Genomic DNA, 18,341 nt, shown 5'->3' with positions numbered 1-18,341 from the left:
GTCGGGTTCAGGGGGCGCGGCGGTCGCGGGCGCCGAGGCCCTCGTCGTCCGAGTCCGTCCACAGCGAGCCGTCGTACGGCGTGTCGGAGATCGGGACGAGGTCCGGACGCTTGGGCGCGTCCGGCACGGCTGCCGCCGCCCGCAGCAGCGCGAGGCTCTCGCGCAGATGGTCGGCGTCGGTGCGGACGCGGCGTATCTCGAGGCCGCCGCCGCCCAGCTGCTGTTCCAGCCGGGCCACCGACCGGGACAGGTCGTCGAGACTGCGTTGGATCGCTGACAGGTCGTCGTGCACGGACATGACGTGACCTCACTTCCGTAGGACGCGGCACGGGGCCGGCCCTGGGTGGCGACGTTCATGCGCCTGCGAGTGTCGCGCGTCACACCTGCCGCTGGGAAGGGACGTGCAGTGATTGGCCGGGGCGTGTCGGTGCATCACGGGTGGTGTTGCGCCGCACGGGTGAGGTTACGCACCGCTGTCGTCGTGTCTCCCGGCGTAGCCGAACCGTTTCCTCTTCAGTGGCGGCATCCCTGCCCGGGATACAAATGATCAACGCCAATACCGCCTATAACGCATTCAACACCCACGCACAACGCGAATACCGCCACAAGTGATCACCAGGCCCGCGGTCTACCGGAGGTAGCAGAGATGTCCCACGTCGGCGTCGGACCGCGCGCGGTGACGCGCTCGGTCGCCTTCCTCACCGCGGGCGTGCTCGCGGTCCCCGCGCTGGCCGGCTGCAGCTCCGAGGACCCGTCGGGCAAGCCGCTCGCCGGACAGGACATCGCCTCGGCGAGCCGCGCCCGGATCTCCGACGGCGGCACCCTGCGCTGGGCCGTGGACTCCGTGCCGGACACGCTGAACACCTTCCAGTCGGACGCCGACGCCACCGCGGCCCGCGTCGCGCAGGCCGTGCTGCCCTCGATGTACCGGATGGACGAGACCGGCCGCCCGGTGCGCAATCCCGACTACCTGGAATCGGCCGAGGTCGTCGAGACCGAGCCCAAGCAGGTCGTCGTCTACAAGCTCAACCAGCAGGCCGTGTGGAGCGACGGCAGGGAGGTCGGCGCCGCCGACTTCGCCGCCCAGTGGCGCGCCCTGTCCGGGAAGGACAGCGCCTACTGGACCGCCCGCAACGCGGGCTACGACCGCATCGAGAAGATCCAGCGCGGCGCCGGCGACCTGGAGGTCAAGGTCACCTTCAGCCGGCCCTACGCCGACTGGAAGTCGCTGTTCACACCGCTGTACCCGAAGGACGTCATGGGCACCCCGGACGCCTTCAACGACGGCGCGCGGCGCAAGCTCAAGGTCACCGCCGGCCCCTTCGCCGTCAAGGAGGTCGACACCGAGGACGACGAGGTCGTCCTCACCGGCAACCCGCGCTGGTGGGGGGAGCCGGCCAAGCTGGACAAGCTCGTGCTGCGCGCCGTACCCCGCGACAAGCGGGTCTCCGAGCTGGTCGCGGGCAAGCTCGACCTGGCCGAGATCGACCCGGACACCGCCGAGCAGGCCGGCCTGGCCGCCGCCCCCCGGGACGCCGCCACCGGCACCCCGCTCACGGGCCCGGACGGCACCCCGGCCGCGGGCTCGGGCGGCTCGGCGCACCCCGGCCCGCAGGGCAGGGCCGCCGCTCAGGCGCTGCGCTCCTGGGCGGTCGCCAACGGCTCCGACGAGGAGGCCGCCGAGGAGGAGATCCTGGCCCGCGAGGAGCGGCGCGAGGCCCGGGCGAAGCTCGAACGCCGGCAGCGGGCCCTGAGCGGCTTCGAGGTCCGCAAGTCGCTGGAGCCCGCCTACACCCAGCTCGCCCTGAACGGCGCCGACGGCCCCCTCGCCGACGAACGCGTCCGGCGGGCCGTGGCCCGCGCCCTGGACCGCGAGAAGCTCGCCGAGGCGGTGCTGGGGCCACTGGGCCTGCCCGCCGAGCCCGTGGGCAGCCACCTCGCGCTGTCCGGCCAGGCCGCCTACGCCGACGGCAGCGGCGCCCTCGGCGACCAGAACGCCAAGGAGGCCCGGGCCCTGCTCGCGGACGCCGGGTGGGTGCCCGGCGGGCCCGTGAAGGAGTCCGAGGACGGCGAGAAGAAGGCGGCCGGCGCCAAGGGCGAGAAGGACAAGGACGGCAAGGACGAGAAGAAGTCCGAAGGCGGCGACGACGGGACGTACATCGTCGGCGAGGACGACCAGAGCACGGACGACCAGAGCACGGACGACCAGAGCACGGACGACAAGAACACGGACGACAAAGAGAAGGGGGAGAAGGAGGAGGGGGCGGACAGCAGCGGCAAGAACACCGCGCAGGGCGGCGCCCCCGGCGCCTACGCCCCCAAGGGCACCGCCGCCCCGGCGGGCTCCGCGACGGGCCCGCTCGCCAAGGACGGCAAGGCGCTCACCCTGCGCTTCGTCCTCCCCTCCGGCCCCGGTTCCGAGGCCCTGCGCACCGTGGCCGACCGCATCTCGGACATGCTGGAGAAGATCGGCGTCGGCACCGACATCACCAAAGTGCCGGACGAGAGCTACTTCAAGGACCACGTCGCCTCCGGCGAGTACGACCTGGCGCTCTACTCCTGGCCCGCGTCCGCCTTCCCCGCCACCGACGCCCGCCCCATCTACGCCAAGCCCGTCCCGGCCGCCGACGGCTCCCTGAACGTCGCGCAGAACTACACCCGGGTCGGCACCGACCAGGTCGACCAGCTCTTCGACCAGGCCATGGCGACGCTGGACCAGAAGGAGGCGCGGAACCTGCTCCGCAAGGCCGACTCGCGGATCTGGGCGGCGGCCGGCTCCCTCCCCCTCTACCAGCGCCCCCAGCTCGTGGCGGCCCGGAAGAACCTCGCCAACGTGGGCGCCTTCGGCTTCGAGACCCCGGTCTACGAGGACATGGGCTTCCTCAAGAAGGGCGCCCACGGCTCCCGGCCGTCGGCCACCCCCTCGTCCTGACCGGGCGCCCAGGGGGGCGTCGTCTGGACCCTGCCGGGGCCGCGGGGTCCGGCACGCGCTCCCTCACTGCCTGAAGGGCGTGGGAGGTGCCCCCAGCGGCGTTGTCGTCGGTTCCCAGGGCTCCGCCCTGACGCCCTCCTCCGCCTCGCAGCCGCACGCACCGGACCCCGTTCGGGTCAGCCGCAAAGCACCGTCGCCCGGAGCCGGCCCGATCCGGACGACACCCCCTGGGCCCGGCGGTACAGCACCCGGGAAGCCCCGGCCCCCGGGGCCCCGTACCATTGGGTGAGGCCGTGGCATGTATCGCCCGGCAGGCCCGCGTGACACGGACGTACGCGAGGGCCGTCCTCACACCCTCCGGGAGTACGCCTCATATGGCCACGCGCCACGACATCCGCAACGTCGCCATCGTCGCCCACGTCGACCACGGCAAGACCACCATCGTCGACGGAATGCTGAAGCAGGCCGGCGCCTTCGCCGCGCACCAGCTCGAAGGCGTCGACGACCGCATGATGGACTCGAACGACCTGGAGCGTGAGAAGGGCATCACGATCCTCGCCAAGAACACGGCGGTCAAGTACCACCCGAAGGATGGCGGCGACGTCATCACGATCAACATCATCGACACCCCCGGCCACGCCGACTTCGGCGGCGAGGTCGAGCGCGGCCTGTCGATGGTCGACGGCGTCGTCCTGCTCGTGGACGCCTCCGAGGGCCCGCTGCCGCAGACCCGCTTCGTGCTGCGCAAGGCGCTCAGCCAGCGGCTGCCGATCATCCTCTGCATCAACAAGACGGACCGCCCGGACGCCCGGATCGACGAGGTCGTCAACGAGACGTACGACCTCTTCCTCGACCTGGACGCCGACGAGGAGCAGATCGAGTTCCCGATCGTCTACGCGTGCGGCCGCGACGGCGTCGCCTCCCTCACCAAGCCCGACGACGGCACGGTCCCGTCCGACTCCACCAGCCTGGAGCCGTTCTTCTCGACGATCCTGGACTACATCCCGGCGCCGACCTACGACGCGGAGGCTCCGCTCCAGGCGCACGTGACCAACCTGGACGCGGACAACTTCCTCGGCCGTATCGCCCTGCTCCGCGTCCACCAGGGCGAGCTGAAGAAGGGCCAGACGGTCGCCTGGATGAAGCGCGACGGGTCCGTGCAGAACGTGCGGATCTCCGAGCTGATGATGACGGAGGCGCTCACCCGCAAGCCCGCCGAGAAGGCCGCGCCCGGTGACATCTGCGCCGTCGCCGGTATCCCGGACATCATGATCGGCGAGACCCTGGCCGACCAGGAGAACCCGGTACCGCTGCCGCTGATCACGGTGGACGAGCCCGCGATCTCCATGACCATCGGCACCAACACCTCGCCGCTGGTCGGCCGCGGCGCCACCGGCAAGGGCGCGGACAACAAGGCGGCCGTCAAGGACCGCAAGGTCACCGCCCGCCAGGTCAAGGACCGCCTGGACCGCGAGCTGATCGGCAACGTCTCGCTCCGTGTCCTGGACACCGAGCGCCCGGACGCCTGGGAGGTGCAGGGCCGCGGTGAGCTGGCGCTGGCCATCCTGGTCGAGCAGATGCGCCGTGAGGGCTTCGAGCTGACCATCGGCAAGCCGCAGGTCGTCACCAAGGACGTCGAGGGCAAGACGTACGAGCCCGTCGAGCGCATGACGATCGACGTGCCCGAGGAGCACATGGGCGCGGTCACGCAGCTCATGGGCGTGCGCAAGGGCCGGATGGACAACATGTCCAACCACGGCTCCGGCTGGGTCCGCATGGAGTTCGTGGTCCCCTCCCGCGGTCTGATCGGCTTCCGCACGGAGTTCCTGACCCAGACCCGCGGCACCGGCATCGCGCACTCCATCCACGAGGGCCACGAGCCCTGGTTCGGCAACCTCACGACCCGTAACAACGGCTCGCTGGTCGCCGACCGCTCCGGTGCCGTCACCGCGTTCGCGATGACGAACCTCCAGGAGCGCGGCGTGCTCTTCACGGAGCCCGGCACCGAGGTGTACGAGGGCATGATCGTCGGCGAGAACTCCCGCGCCGACGACATGGACGTGAACATCACCAAGGAGAAGAAGCTCACCAACATGCGGTCGTCCTCGGCCGACTCGTTCGAGGCGATCGTCCCGCCGCGCAAGCTCTCGCTGGAGCAGTCGCTGGAGTTCTGCCGCGACGACGAGTGTGTCGAGGTGACCCCGGAGGCCGTTCGCATCCGCAAGGTGAACCTGGACGCCCGCGAGCGCGCCCGCGCCGCGAGCCGCGCCAAGCACAACTGATTCCACTCTTCGGCGGCACCGGACACCACGTCTGACGTGGTGTCCGGTGCCGCTTCGCATGGTGCGGCGCACCGACGGCCGCCCAGAACTCGCAAGGAGGGGTAGGGAAAACCCTCGATTTCGTCGTCGGACGCCGTTGAGCAGCTCGAACCGCACTAACCTGCGCGGAACCGGAGCGCCCGACGGGCCGATTCCCGTGCCCCGCAGGCGGCGTCTTTTCGTGCCCCGCGGTCGGCGTCGCCGAGCGCGAGACAGACCTGCAAGGCAGCCTGCACCGCCGGCGCGTTACGCGCAATCACTTTTCGTCACACAAGCGTCCGTTATACGGACAGTAACCTCCGCTAGATGTGTAACAAGTCCGTTTCGCTGTGATCTCTCACCAAACCCTTTGTCCGGATTTTGAAAGATCTGGCCTCTATCTGTGATCGAACCGAGACCTCTAGAGTGTGGTTCGTTCCCCGGCGGATGGCAGATAGTTAGCCACATAAAGCTCGGATGAACGGGTCACGCCCTGACGGTGCGGGCTCGCGAGCGGCGGGGGCACTTGGCGAATCTCCGGTCACCCATGAGTGGCCGGGATGTGTCGTGTGCTCCTCTTTGCGGTGAACCAGCGGATTCATGAGGAGGAACCCATGCGAGGTGCCACAAGCGCCATATGGGTCGCATCGTCCCCGATGGCAGGTGTAGGCCCCGCGGGTGCGTTCAGTGCCGTCCCGGTGGTTGCGGCAGCGGCCAGGCGTCGCGAACTTCCTTGACGACGCGTGCCGTCGGCCGGTGGATACCGGCCGCGAGCCAGGGTTCTCCAAGGGTGTTGTCACCCCTCCGTCGTTGTTCCCCTCGCGCGCTGCGACAGACGTACGCCGTGCGAAGGCCGTCGGACGGCCGTGCAGTCCCGACGACCTCCAACCTGTGAAATGGACGAATCATGACGAGTCCAATCGAGATTGAGGGTGCTGAAGCCTCTTCCGTCTTGGACAAAGAGAGCGCGCCGCAGGGTGACGCCCCGAAGCCCAAGGAGCCGGAAGGGCGCAAGCCCGGACAGTTGATGTGGGCGCGCTTCAAGCGCGACCGGGCCGGTGTGATCTCTGCCTTCGTCGTCCTGTTCTTCTTCGCGATCGCGGCGGCGGCGCCGCTGATCTCGAAGGTCTACGGCAAGGACCCGTACACGCTGTACGGGCAGGAGAACCCCGACCTCCTGGACATGTTCACCATGCCGGCCGCGCCCTTCGGCGGTATCAGCGGCGACTTCTGGTTCGGCATCGAACCGGGCCTGGGCCGCGACGTGTTCACCCAGCTGCTGTACGGGATGCGCAACTCGATGGCCACCGCGCTGGCCGCGACCATCATCATGACGGTGCTGGGTGTCCTGATCGGCCTCGCCGGCGGTTACTTCGGCGGGCGGATCGACTACTGGCTCGGCCGGATCACCGACTTCTTCATGGCCCTGCCCAGCCAGCTCTTCTTCGTCGCCGCTATGCCCGTCATCACCACGGTGTTCGTCGCCCCGGACAAGGAGACGCCCACCTACGTGCGCGCAGCCGCCATCATCATCGTGCTGTCCTTCCTCGGCTGGATGAGCATGGCCCGCATTGTCCGGGGCGCCACGATGTCCCTGCGCGACCGGGAGTTCATCGAGGCGGCACGTATCTCAGGGGCCTCGCCCTGGCGCATCCTGCGCAAGGAGCTGCTGCCCAACATCGTCACCCCGACGCTGGTACAGGCGACGCTCACGCTGCCGAGCACCATCCTCAGCATCGCGTTCCTCTCCTTCGTGGGCGTGGGGTACGTCGAGCCCACGCCGGACTGGGGGCGGATGTTCGCCATCGGCGCCGGCATCGTCGAGCAGGACCCGTACTACATGCTCTTCCCCGGAGTGGCCATGGTGATCTTCATTGTGGCCTTCAATCTCCTCGGTGACTCGGTGCGGGACGCCTTCGATCCCAAGACGAACCGCTGAGACCCCCAGGGGGACCCCCCACATCCTCGCCCGGCCGGTTCGGCGCCGCCCAGCCCGGCCCCGGCCACGCACCAGCAGTGCTCACTACTCACAGGCAGGTGGATTCGTCCCTATGAGCATCTTCCGTAACCGCACCGCCACGGCCGCCATAGTCGCGGTCGCAGCCGGCGCCCTCACCCTCACCGCCTGCGGTGGTGGTGACAGCGACAGCTCGTCCAAGGACGCCAGCAAGAAGAAGGAGGACGCCAAGTCGCAGTCGAAGCCGGTCCAGATCGGTGACGCCAAGGCGTCCACCGGTCCGGCCCCCGAGGTTCCGGGAGCCAAGCCGGGCGGCGTCGCGACGGTCTACCAGGAGGACGACTTCTCCCACCTGGACCCGGGCCAGATCTACGTCTCGGACGGCAAGCTGCTCAGCCGCCTCATCTTCCGCGGTCTGACCCAGTACGACGAGGACGAGAACGGCAACCTGACCGTCGTGGGCGACCTCGCCACCGACGCGGGCACGCCGTCCGACGGCGGCAAGACCTGGACGTACACCCTCAAGGACAACCTCAAGGACGAGAACGGGAACCCGATCAACGCGGCGGACATCCGCAACACGGTCGAGCGCCTGTACTCCAACTACATCACCGACGGTCCGACGTACCTGCAGCAGTGGCTGTCCGGCGCCGGCACCACCTACCGTGACGCCTACGCCGGCCCGGACAAGGGCAAGCACCTGCCCGACACCGTCCTGGAGACGCCGGACGACAAGACGGTCGTCTTCCACTTCAAGGACGCGCGGCCCGACGTCCCGCAGACGCTGACCATGCCCGGTTACAGCGTCGTCCCCGAGGAGACGGACACCAAGGCGAAGTACGACTCCGCCCCGGTCGCCGTCGGTCCGTACAAGATCGCCGACTTCAAGCCGGGCAAGTCCATGAAGCTGGTGAAGAACACCCAGTGGGACCCGAAGTCCGACTCGGTGCGTCACCAGTACGTCGACGGGTTCAACATCTCGATGAACCACGACGACGAGGACCAGACCAAGACCCTCCTCGCCGACCAGGGCGAGGCCAAGAACGCCATGATGTTCACGGGCCAGGTCGCCACCACGCAGCTGCAGAAGGTGGTGGGCGACAAGGAGGCCATGAAGAACCGCACGATCCAGGGCTACGCGCCCTACGTGTGGCAGCTCAACTTCAACCTGGACCGCGTCAAGGACAAGAAGCTCCGTGACGCCATCACCCTGGCGCTGCCCTCCGACTCGGTCTTCAAGACCGACGGTGGCGCCTACGGCGGTGAGGTCGCCAACTCGCTGATGTCGCCCACGACTCCGGGCTATGACGAGAGCTTCGACCCGTTCGACCGTCACAAGAAGCCCAACGGCGACATCGAGGCCGCCAAGAAGCTGGTCAAGGAAGGCGGCTTCGAGGGCAGGAGCCTCGTCTACGCCTACGCCAACACGCCGGTCCGTCAGCAGCAGGCCGTCCTGATCACCGACGCGCTGGAGAAGATCGGCCTCGACATCCAGAAGAAGGAGATCGACCAGGCCACCTGGTACGAGCAGGTCGGCAAGGTCAAGAACGGCTACGACCTGTACATGACCGGATGGGGTCAGGACTGGCCGTCCGCCTCCACGGTCATCCCGCCGGTGTACGACGGCACGCAGATCCAGGACGGCTCGTCGAACTACTCGCACATCAACGACGAGCACGTCAACTCGGAGATCAAGCGCATCGAGAAGATCGCCGACACGGCCGAGGCCACCAAGGCGTGGGCCGAGCTGAACGAGTACATCTCCACGGAGGTCAACCCGGCCGCGCCGATCTACTACACCAAGGTCTTCCAGATCTTCGGTTCGAACATCGGCGGCATCCGCTACAGCTCCGACTCGAGCTACGTGGACGTGACCCGGATCTTCCTCAAGAAGTAACCGTCAGGCCGGGACTTCGGTGGTGGGCGCGCGGCGGAGCGCCCACCGCCGGGGCCCGGACACCTTCCAGCCTCCCCTCCGATTGCCGCCGTCCTGAGAGCAGCTGCCTGCCATGCTTCAATTCCTCATTCGCCGGACGTTCGGCGCGGCGCTGATTCTGCTGTTGATCAGTGCGTTCACGTTCTTCATGTTCTTCGCGATCCCGCAGGACCCGGCCATGCTGGCCTGTGGCAAGAACTGCACTCCGGACGCGCTGGCGATCATTCACCAGAACATGGGCCTCGACAAGCCGGTCACGGTCCAGTACTGGAACTTCCTGATCGGCATCTTCGCCGGCCGTGACTTCGCCGTCGGACACTGCCCCGCCCCGTGCTTCGGCGTCTCCTTCGCCAACGACCAGAACGTCTGGGACACGATCCTCGACCGCTTCCCGCTGACCGTCTCCCTGACCCTCGGCAGCCTGGTGGTCTTCCTCATCCTCGGCCTCGGCGCCGGCATGCTGGCCGCCAAGAACCGCGGTACCTGGGTCGACAAGGTGTTCAGCTCCGGGTCGCTCGTCGTCAGCTCCCTGCAGATCTACTTCCTCGGCCCGCTCGTGCTGCTTCTGTTCGTCTACAGCACCGGCTGGCTGGACAAGCCGAAGTACGTGCCGTTCTCCGAGGACCTCGGCGGCTGGTTCATGGGCCTGTTGATCCCATGGATCGTCATGGCGACCATCTTCACCGCCAACTACACCCGTATGAGCCGCTCGTCGATGATCGAGCAACTCCAGGAAGAGCACGTGAAGGCGGCCCGCGCCAAGGGCATGTCGGGCAACTACACCTTCTTCCGCTACGCCTGGCGGGGTTCCCTCGTCCCCATCGTCACCATCCTCGGCATCGACCTGTCCGCGCTGATGGGCGGCGGCATGGTGACCGAGATGACGTTCGGTCTGGCCGGGATCGGCCGGCTCGCGCTGGACTCCGTCACCAACAAGGACCTGCCGATGCTGATGGGCGTCATGCTCGTCAGTGCCGCGCTCATCATCGTCTTCAACCTGATCGTGGACGCCCTGTACGCCGTCATCGACCCGCGCGTGCGCCTGTCCTAGGAGAACCACCGTGACCACTCAGACCAAGCCCGAAGAGGCCCCGGCCGCCGCCGCGGGGGACGCGTTTCTCTCGGTGCGTGACCTCAAGGTCCACTTCTCCACCGAGGGCGGCGTCGTCAAGGCGGTGGACGGGCTCTCCTTCGACCTGGAGCGGGGCAAGACCCTCGGCATCGTGGGCGAATCCGGCTCCGGCAAGTCGGTGACCAACCTGGCCGTGCTCGGCCTGCACGACCGCCGGAAGACCGCCATCGACGGATCGATCACCCTGGACGGCCAGGAGCTGACCGACGCCGAGGAGAAGCAGCTGGAGAAGCTGCGCGGCAAGAAGATGGCGATGATCTTCCAGGACGCGCTGACCGCGCTGTCGCCGTACTACACGGTCGGCCGGCAGATCGCCGAGCCCTTCATCAAGCACACCGGGGCGTCCAAGAAGGACGGCCGAGAGCGCGCCATCGACCTGCTGCAGAAGGTCGGCATCCCGCATCCGCAGTCGCGGGTCGACGACTACCCGCACCAGTTCTCCGGCGGGATGCGCCAGCGCGCCATGATCGCCATGGCCCTGTCCTGCAACCCTGACCTGCTCATCGCGGACGAGCCGACCACGGCGCTCGACGTGACCGTGCAGGCGCAGATCCTCGACCTGCTCAAGGACCTCCAGCAGGAGTTCGGCTCCGCGATCATCATGATCACCCACGACCTGGGCGTGGTCGGCAACACGGCCGACGACATCCTGGTCATGTACGCGGGCCGGGCCGTCGAGCGTGGCACGGTACGCGAGGTGCTCAAGTCACCGCAGCACCCGTACACCTGGGGTCTGCTGGGATCGATGCCGAGGCTCTCCTCGGACGTCGACGAGCCGCTGCTGCCGATCCCGGGATCGCCGCCGTCGCTGCTCAACCCGCCCTCGGGTTGCGCTTTCCACCCGCGCTGCGGCTTCACCGACCAGGTCTCCGGGAGCCGATGCTCGGGTGAGCGTCCGGTGCTGCCCCAGGGACGCGCGGCCGCCTGTCACCTGACCAGGGAACAGCGGCAGCAGGTGTTCATCGAGAAGATTCAGCCCCGGCTGGGCTGAGCGGAAACCGGCGACTGGGGCATCATCATGAGCGACAACAGCAAGACGACCACGGCGGTCGCCGACACGATCCCGCAGCAGCGGGACGGCGACAGCGCGCCGCTCCTCAAGGCCAGCGGTCTGACGAAGCACTTCCCGATCAAGGGCGGCTTCCCGATCAAGCGCACCGTCGGCCACGTCAAGGCCGTGGACGGCGTCGACTTCGAGGTCTACCCGGGGGAGAGCCTCGGCCTCGTCGGCGAGTCCGGCTGCGGCAAGTCGACGACCGGACGGCTGCTGACCCGGCTGTACGAGCCGACCCGCGGCACCATCGAGTACCGGGGTCAGGACATCACCCGCGCCAACCGGCGACAGCTGGCGCCGATCAGGTCCGAGATCCAGATGATCTTCCAGGACCCGTACGCGTCGCTGAACCCACGTCAGACCGTGGGCACCATCATCGCGGGCCCGATGGAGATCAACGGGATCAACCCGCCCGGGGGCCGGGAGAAGCGCGTCCGGGAGCTTCTGGAAATCGTGGGTCTCAACCCGGAGCATTACAACCGCTTCCCGCACGAGTTCTCCGGCGGTCAGCGTCAGCGCATCGGTGTCGCGCGTGCGGTCGCCCTGCAGCCGAAGCTCATTGTCGCCGACGAGCCGGTCTCCGCCCTCGACGTGTCGATCCAGGCCCAGGTGGTGAACCTGCTGCAGGAAGTGCAGCGGGAGATGGGGATCGCGTTCGTCTTCATCGCCCACGATCTAGCGATCGTGCGGCACTTCTCGCAGCGCGTCGCGGTGATGTACCTCGGCAAGATCGTTGAGATCGCGGACCGGGACTCGATCTACAGCCGGCCCCGGCACCCGTACACGCACGCGCTGCTGTCCGCGGTGCCGGAAGCCGACGTCGACGGGGAGCAGAGGGAGCGGATCCGCCTCGAGGGTGACGTTCCCTCGCCGATCGCCCCGCCGTCCGGCTGCCGGTTCCGTACGCGGTGCTGGAAGGCGCAGGACAAGTGCGCGACGCAGGAACCGCCGCTGGTGCGGATCGAGCGGAGTAGAGCGGGCCACCTGACGGCATGTCATTTCCCCGAAGAGCCGAGTATCGAGGCTCGCGGTGAGGACGTGGTCCTGAATCCGGGACAGAAGTTTTTGGGGCAGGGCCCTTCCACGTCCTGAGTTGTAGGACCGGGGCGGAATCCCCTCTTCTCTGCCCCGGTTCCCCAATCCCATGACTGACGGCCCATCCGCCTCGCGGTCGCTTGACCTTGCGGTTCCCCTTCGTCGGCCGACGAGTTTCGCGCTCAGTCGAAAGCGGCTCCGCCTACCTGGTGGATTTCACGCCGACCGGTCGCCCGGGCCTGTGGCAGCCCCCCAGAGCCTGAGCTTCCCCGCTCTTCGAGGCCGGTTTCTCCAGGCTGTCCGTGCGAGTCCGTACTGCCGGGGCGCAGTCCTCCTGGGTCAGGCCGGATTTGCGGATCGTGTCGACCAGCAGCACGACTCCGGTCCGCGAGGCCACGGCTCGGCCGCCGACCTCGATGCGGACACGCGGATAGGACCGATGAGCCGTTGATACGCTCGATGCCGGTCATGTTCGCCGAACCTGTCAAGGTGACCGGTCGTGGTTCGGCGTCGCGAACCTGGATCGCAGGCCCGGCACAGCCACAGCCCGTCTGGTAAGCATGGGCTGGCCGCATGCATCCAGCGTGCGCTCGCACCCGGCGGCCATCTGGGGATGGCCGGCGGTGTGAGAGACGGCGAGCTCTTGAGTCCGAGGCGCGCGTACGGAGGCGAGAAGTGGAATGCTCCTTCTTCTTGGCTCGGAAACTGATTCACTTGCGGCTGCCTTACTCGACGTGGCCGGAGCGAAGGCCTCCAGCACCGACGAACAGGGGCGTGGGCCGGACAGATGCCTCAGTCCGGCCCATGGGACGTCGACAGTTTCACCGCGCCCGGGGTGCTCCAGCGTGCGGCGCAGTCGAGTTCGGTCGATGTCTCAGGCCTTCCCCTGACAGAAGGCCGTGTCGTCCCCGCCCGGTGTCCCGATACGCAGGTACACTGTGCGGCCCTCCGCAATGTCGAAGTCCATATTCTCCGACTGACCGGTGCCGAGGGTCCTGTCCCACGCCCTTTCGTGCGTCGAGCCGTTGGCAATGTCGACTCGGAAGTTCATCGAAGCCCCGGCCTTGTTGTAGAAGTACAACGTCTCGCCGTAGCCTTTGAAAGACGCGTAAGCATGCTTTGCAGCATCACTCGACCGTCGCAGGGTGGCAACCATGTCGTTGGCACCTGGATCTCCGTCAGCAGCCCATTTGTCGCAGTCACCGATCCAGTAGGAAGTGGCCGCCGCCTGTGCCGTTCCCGGTACGGCGAGGGCGAGCGCTGCAACGGCTGTGGTCGTCAGCCCGACAATGCCCGTGAGGGTGCTCTTCTTAGTCATCTTAGGTTCCCTTCTCCAGTCTCTCGCTTGCGGCGAATCGAGCAGGAACAATGGGCGCAGTGCCTCATTCGAACGCGCGCTGCGTTCCCCTAGTGCACCTAGGACTCTTGGCCGTGGAGGCTGCGACATTTGCACGGTTTACCGCCGACAGCAAGGCCGAACGTAACCTTTTGAGACAGATTGAAATCAGTGTCGACTGGGCGTGGACGAAGCTGCCTCATCCCGATCGCCGTGAAGTTCCCCCTGCTAGCTGGGCAGCTTGATACTGGGACGGACGGTCTTGAAGGAAGCAGTTACAGGTAGTGAGCGAGAAGGGTAATACGAGTAAGCGGTATAGAGCCGAGTTCATGTGGGACACGGTTGCCTTGGCCTAGTCATCGGAGAAGACGGTCATCGAGGTCGCGAGGGAGCTGGGCGGGAGCCCGGAAGGGCTGCGCGGGTGGTTCAAGCAGGAGAAGATCGACCGTGGCGACGGGCCCGCGGGGCTTTGACCACTACGGAGCGTGAGGAACCGGTCAAGCTGTGGCGGAAGGCCCACGAGCAGGAGGCGACGCTCGAGGTCCTGGGGAAAGCGACCGCCTTCTTCGCTTGGGACAAGATGAGGTAGACACCGCGGTACGGTGCCACTTCATCGATGGGGAGAAGGCGTCGGAGGGTAAACCCACAGTTCACAGCGTTTCGTTTTTGTGCCGTGTGCTGGGAGTGCCCCGCTCCACCTACTACGCGGACAGGGCACGTCAGGGCCGGCCCGGGCGGTGCGGGAGCGGGGCGAGGAGGTGCTGGTGGGCAAGATCCGGGTGCTGCATGTCAGCTCGCGCGGCGCCTACGGGGCCCCGCGGGTCCACGCCGCCCTGCGCGTCGGGCCAGGCGGGCGGTGAACTCTAAGCCTTGATCCACCGATTTGATGTCTGTGGATAACTCTTCTTGAAACGAGAAAGTGCCTTGTGACCTGCGATAATGGGAGTTCTTCAGGCTTCCAGCACGCACGATCGGCAAGGCACTTCCGAGAAGCAAGTTTACCATACTCCGGCGGCGGTCTCCGCTGTGTTCGATGACCCGAATCTGATCGCGCATGCCGGGCTGGTCCCGGTGATGCGGCTGGCCGAGCGGTGCGGGCTGTCGCGCTTGGTGGCCGAGAAGGTGAGGCTGACCGGGGCAAAGAACGGCGCGGGTGCGGCAGCGGACGCCAAGGTCACCAGCATCGTGGCCGGATGGCCGCGGGTGCGGACAGCATCGACGACCTGAACGTTCTGCGCCACGGGGCGATGCCGGCCGTGTTCGGCGGGATCCGTTCCCCGTCCACCCTGGGTACGTTTCTTCGCGCGTTCACCCACGGTCATGCCCTTCAACTCCACGCTGTCCACCGCCGGTTCCTGGCCGCGCTGGCCGCGCACACCCCCTTGTTGCCGGGCTCGGACGAGCTGGCGTTCATCGATGTTGACTCCACCCACAAGCGGGTCTACGGCCGGACGAAACAGGGCGCCGAGTACGGCCGGTTCAAGGGCATCCGCACCCTGCACCCCCTGCTCGCCACGATCTGCACCCCCACCTCCCGGCCGGTGATCGCGACTGTGCGGATGCGCCGCGGTAAAGCAGCGGACTCCCGGGGCGCCCCGAAATTCGTGAGCGAGGCCCTGGCTACCGCCCGCGAGGCAGGCTGCACCGAGACCCGTGTCCTGCGGGCCGACTCGCAGTTCTACAACGCCGGTGTGATCGCCGCGTGCCGCCGGGCCGGGGCCCACTTCTCGATCACCACCGGGATGAACCCCTCCATCAAACGGGCCGTCCTCAGCATTCCCGACGAAAAATGGCAGCAGATCAGCTACCCGACCGCAGTGCCCGATCCCGAGACCGGTGAGCTCATCTCGGACGCCGAAGTCGCCGAGATACCCGAATACACCGCGTTCGCCAGCCGCAAAAAGAGTGACCGGGCCACCGCCCGGCTGATCGTGCGCCGCGTCCGTGACCTGGCCAAACCCGCCGTCGTGGGTGAGCAGGGCGAGCTGTTCCCCGTCTGGCGCTACCACCCCTTCTTCACCGACCAGCCTGCCGCAACGCTGCAGGCCGAGCGGGAACACCGCCACCACGCCGTGGTCGAGCAGGTCATCGCGGACAGCAAAGCCGGAGCTCTGGCGCACCTGCCCTCCGGGCACTTCCACGCCAACGCCGCCTGGCTCACCCTGTGGGCGATGACCTACAACCTGCTCCGGGCCACCGGCGCACTGACCTCCGCCTTCCACGCCAAGGCCACCACCGCCACCCTCCGCACCCACCTGGTCCAGGTTCCCGCCCGGATCGCCCGCTCCGCACGACACATCACCCTGCGCCTGCCGCACAACTGGCCCTGGCAGACGCCTGGACACACCTCTTCGACACCGTCCACGGCCCACCCGCACCGGCCTGACAGCCCCTGCCCACCCCGCCCGCCAGGGCCCCACCGGAACCGAACCCGTGGAAAAGCTGGGCAGACCAGCGGCTACCACCTGCCCAGGCCCAACCGCCGACCTGAAACCGGCTCGAAACCGGCCACAAGATCACTCCCCAAACCACGTCGGTGGATCAAGGCTAAGGGCTCGCGGAGCATCAAGGTTACCGACAGCGTCATCGCCGCCCTGCCCATGCGCCGGCACCGCTTACACGGCGACTGGAACTACACCTTCCGCCCCCAAGCTTGCGACAACACCGGGGCAGACAAGAACCCGCGGTCAGCCGACCGCCCGGCCCCGCAACCCTGCTCCGGCTGTCTGCGCAACCCGGAGCTGACCGGCATGCCCGAACCGGGCGCTGGACCGCAGCCAGCTTCGCCGACACCCCGATTACGGATACGTCACCCCACTCGAGACGAGATCCCTGCTCAGGCAGACCCTCCCCCGCAGCGTAGACACCCGCTGTCCAGCCCGCGGGGGGAACTCCACCACCATGCGTCCCCCGGAAGCACGCCCCCCGGATGGTGGGCCCGGGTGTGCGGATCTCTCGCTGCCGAATGATGCTGGCCGGTGACGATCAGCGAACGAGTCGAACCAGTCAGGGCACGAGGAGGCACTCCATGCGCGGAGCCAGGCATGCCAAACGGGCCGTATGCGCGGCGGCGGTGGCCCTCGCGGTGGCCGCCTGCGGAGGCGGGGGCGGCAGCGGCGGAGACACGAGCGCGGTCCTCAGCTCCTCCTGGGGCGACCCGCAGAACCCGCTGGAGCCGGCCAACACCAATGAGGTGCAGGGCGGCAAGGTCCTCGACATGATCTTCCGGGGGCTGAAGAAGTACGACCCCGAGACCGGCGAGGCACAGGACATGCTCGCCGAGAAGATCGAGACCTCCGACTCGCAGAACTTCACGATCACGGTCAAGGACGGCTGGACCTTCAGCAACGGTGAGAAGATCACGGCCCAGTCCTTCGTGGACGCCTGGAACTACGGCGCCGGCCTGAAGAACAACCAGCGCAACGCCTACTTCTTCGCGTACATCGACGGCTACGACAAGACGCACCCGGAGAGCGGCGAGCAGAGCGCCGACACACTCTCCGGGCTGAAGGTGACCGGCCCCCGCACCTTCACCGTCAAGCTCAGCCAGAAGTTCTCGACCTTCCCCGACACCCTCGGCTACCCGGCCTTCGCGCCCCTGCCCCGCGCCTTCTTCGACGACCACGACGGCTGGGTGCAGAAGCCGGTCGGCAACGGCCCGTACATGGTGGACAACTACGCCCGCGGCTCCCAGATGTCCCTGCGCAAGTGGGAGGAGTACCCGGGCCCCGACAAGGCGCAGAACGGCGGCGTCGACCTCAAGGTCTACACCGACAACAACACGGCCTACACCGACCTGATGGCCGGCAACCTCGACCTCGTCGACGACGTCCCCGCCGCCCAGCTCAAGAACGTGAAGAACGACCTCGGCGACCGGTACATCAACACCCCGGCCGGCATCATCCAGACGCTCGCGTTCCCGTTCTACGACAACGACTGGAGCAAGCCCGGCTCCGAGAAGGTCCGCAAGGGCCTGTCCATGGCGATCGACCGCAAGCAGATCACGGACACGATCTTCCAGCAGACCCGCACCCCGGCCACCGACTGGACCTCACCCGTCCTCGGCGAGGACGGCGGCTACCAGGCCGGCCTGTGCGGCGAGGCCTGCGAGTACAAGCCCGACGAGGCCAAGAAGCTGATCAGCGAGGGCGGCGGACTGCCCGGCGGCCAGGTCAAGATCACGTACAACGCCGACACCGGCTCCCACGGACAGTGGGTCGACGCGGTCTGCAACTCCATCAACAACGCCCTGGACAACGACCGCGCCTGCGCGGGCAACCCGGTCGGCACCTTCGCCGACTTCCGCAACCAGATCACCGACCGGAAGATGAGCGGCCCCTTCCGCGCCGGCTGGCAGATGGACTACCCCCTCATCCAGAACTTCCTCCAGCCGCTCTACTACACCAACGCCTCCTCCAACGACGGAAAGTGGTCCGACCAGAAGTTCGACGACCTCGTCGACAAGGCCAACGCCGAGACCGACACCCCCAAGGCCGTCGACCTCTTCCAGCAGGCCGAGGAGGTCCTGCGGGACGAGATGGGCGCCATCCCGCTCTGGTACCAGAACGGCAGCGCGGGCTACTCGGACCGGCTGTCCAACGTGAAGCTCAACCCGTTCAGCGTCCCGGTCTACAACGAGATCAAGGTCGGCTGAGGGGG

10 protein-coding genes and 2 pseudogenes are annotated in these 18,341 nt (G+C 67.6%); 10 read left to right on the top strand and 2 right to left on the bottom strand.

Annotation, left to right across the window (positions count from 1 at the left end; all coding sequences use genetic code 11):
* Positions 1-7 precede the first annotated feature (7 nt).
* A complete protein-coding gene (locus ACIQ1J_RS21150) occupies positions 8-298 on the bottom strand; it encodes a hypothetical protein (protein WP_403558653.1) in 291 nt (96 codons plus the stop codon).
* Positions 299-646: 348 nt separating this feature from the next.
* Here ACIQ1J_RS21150 and ACIQ1J_RS21145 point away from each other — a divergent pair, with 348 nt between their 5' ends.
* The 7 genes from ACIQ1J_RS21145 (at position 647) to ACIQ1J_RS21115 (ending at position 12,403) form a co-directional block, all read left to right on the top strand.
* A complete protein-coding gene (locus ACIQ1J_RS21145) occupies positions 647-2,932 on the top strand; it encodes an ABC transporter family substrate-binding protein (protein ID WP_403558651.1) in 2,286 nt (761 codons plus the stop codon).
* Between the two features lie 374 nt (positions 2,933-3,306).
* Positions 3,307-5,214 carry a translational GTPase TypA gene (typA, locus tag ACIQ1J_RS21140; RefSeq protein WP_210963729.1) on the top strand — a complete coding sequence of 636 codons (1,908 nt, stop codon included), beginning with the start codon at positions 3,307-3,309 and terminating at the stop codon, positions 5,212-5,214.
* Positions 5,215-6,139: 925 nt separating this feature from the next.
* Positions 6,140-7,171 carry an ABC transporter permease gene (locus tag ACIQ1J_RS21135; RefSeq protein WP_403558649.1) on the top strand — a complete coding sequence of 344 codons (1,032 nt, stop codon included), beginning with the start codon at positions 6,140-6,142 and terminating at the stop codon, positions 7,169-7,171.
* Between the two features lie 112 nt (positions 7,172-7,283).
* The gene (locus ACIQ1J_RS21130) at positions 7,284-9,086 is read left to right on the top strand and encodes an ABC transporter substrate-binding protein (protein ID WP_403558647.1); all 1,803 of its coding nucleotides are present in this window, start codon (positions 7,284-7,286) and stop codon (positions 9,084-9,086) included.
* Between the two features lie 112 nt (positions 9,087-9,198).
* Positions 9,199-10,176 (top strand): ABC transporter permease, encoded by a 978-nt coding sequence (locus tag ACIQ1J_RS21125; protein WP_210963732.1) that lies wholly within the window; start codon positions 9,199-9,201, stop codon positions 10,174-10,176.
* Between the two features lie 10 nt (positions 10,177-10,186).
* Positions 10,187-11,248 (top strand): ABC transporter ATP-binding protein, encoded by a 1,062-nt coding sequence (locus ACIQ1J_RS21120; protein WP_403558644.1) that lies wholly within the window; start codon positions 10,187-10,189, stop codon positions 11,246-11,248.
* Positions 11,249-11,275: 27 nt separating this feature from the next.
* Positions 11,276-12,403, top strand: coding sequence for an ABC transporter ATP-binding protein (locus tag ACIQ1J_RS21115; protein ID WP_403558642.1), 1,128 nt, complete (start codon positions 11,276-11,278; stop codon positions 12,401-12,403).
* An 817-nt stretch (positions 12,404-13,220) separates the two neighbouring features.
* Here ACIQ1J_RS21115 and ACIQ1J_RS21110 read toward each other — a convergent pair.
* On the bottom strand, positions 13,221-13,664 hold the full coding sequence (locus ACIQ1J_RS21110) for a hypothetical protein (protein WP_403558641.1): 444 nt from the start codon (positions 13,662-13,664) through the stop codon (positions 13,221-13,223).
* A 957-nt stretch (positions 13,665-14,621) separates the two neighbouring features.
* Here ACIQ1J_RS21110 and ACIQ1J_RS21105 point away from each other — a divergent pair.
* The 3 genes and pseudogenes from ACIQ1J_RS21105 to ACIQ1J_RS21095 all read left to right on the top strand — a co-directional run bounded on the left by ACIQ1J_RS21105 (position 14,622) and on the right by ACIQ1J_RS21095 (position 18,336).
* Positions 14,622-16,068, top strand: a pseudogene (locus ACIQ1J_RS21105) (IS1380 family transposase).
* 178 nt (positions 16,069-16,246) lie between these two features.
* Positions 16,247-16,444 (top strand): annotated as a pseudogene (locus tag ACIQ1J_RS21100) (ISAzo13 family transposase); the annotation flags it as partial.
* 266 nt (positions 16,445-16,710) lie between these two features.
* On the top strand, positions 16,711-18,336 hold the full coding sequence (locus ACIQ1J_RS21095; protein ID WP_403558639.1) for an ABC transporter substrate-binding protein: 1,626 nt from the start codon (positions 16,711-16,713) through the stop codon (positions 18,334-18,336).
* Positions 18,337-18,341 lie beyond the last annotated feature (5 nt).

This window comes from Streptomyces sp. NPDC097107 (genome assembly GCF_044762405.1).
GTDB lineage: Bacteria > Actinomycetota > Actinomycetes > Streptomycetales > Streptomycetaceae > Streptomyces > Streptomyces thinghirensis.
The sequence above is the reverse complement of the archived record's forward strand: the minus strand, read 5'-3'. Positions and strand labels throughout refer to the sequence as shown.

Coding starts and splice junctions, on each gene's coding strand:
- ACIQ1J_RS21150 (WP_403558653.1), bottom strand. CDS start 298: ATGTCCGTGCACGACGACCTGTCAGCGATCCAACGCAGTCTCGACGAC.
- ACIQ1J_RS21145 (WP_403558651.1), top strand. CDS start 647: ATGTCCCACGTCGGCGTCGGACCGCGCGCGGTGACGCGCTCGGTCGCC.
- typA (WP_210963729.1), top strand. CDS start 3,307: ATGGCCACGCGCCACGACATCCGCAACGTCGCCATCGTCGCCCACGTC.
- ACIQ1J_RS21135 (WP_403558649.1), top strand. CDS start 6,140: ATGACGAGTCCAATCGAGATTGAGGGTGCTGAAGCCTCTTCCGTCTTG.
- ACIQ1J_RS21130 (WP_403558647.1), top strand. CDS start 7,284: ATGAGCATCTTCCGTAACCGCACCGCCACGGCCGCCATAGTCGCGGTC.
- ACIQ1J_RS21125 (WP_210963732.1), top strand. CDS start 9,199: ATGCTTCAATTCCTCATTCGCCGGACGTTCGGCGCGGCGCTGATTCTG.
- ACIQ1J_RS21115 (WP_403558642.1), top strand. CDS start 11,276: ATGAGCGACAACAGCAAGACGACCACGGCGGTCGCCGACACGATCCCG.
- ACIQ1J_RS21110 (WP_403558641.1), bottom strand. CDS start 13,664: ATGACTAAGAAGAGCACCCTCACGGGCATTGTCGGGCTGACGACCACA.
- ACIQ1J_RS21095 (WP_403558639.1), top strand. CDS start 16,711: ATGCGCGGAGCCAGGCATGCCAAACGGGCCGTATGCGCGGCGGCGGTG.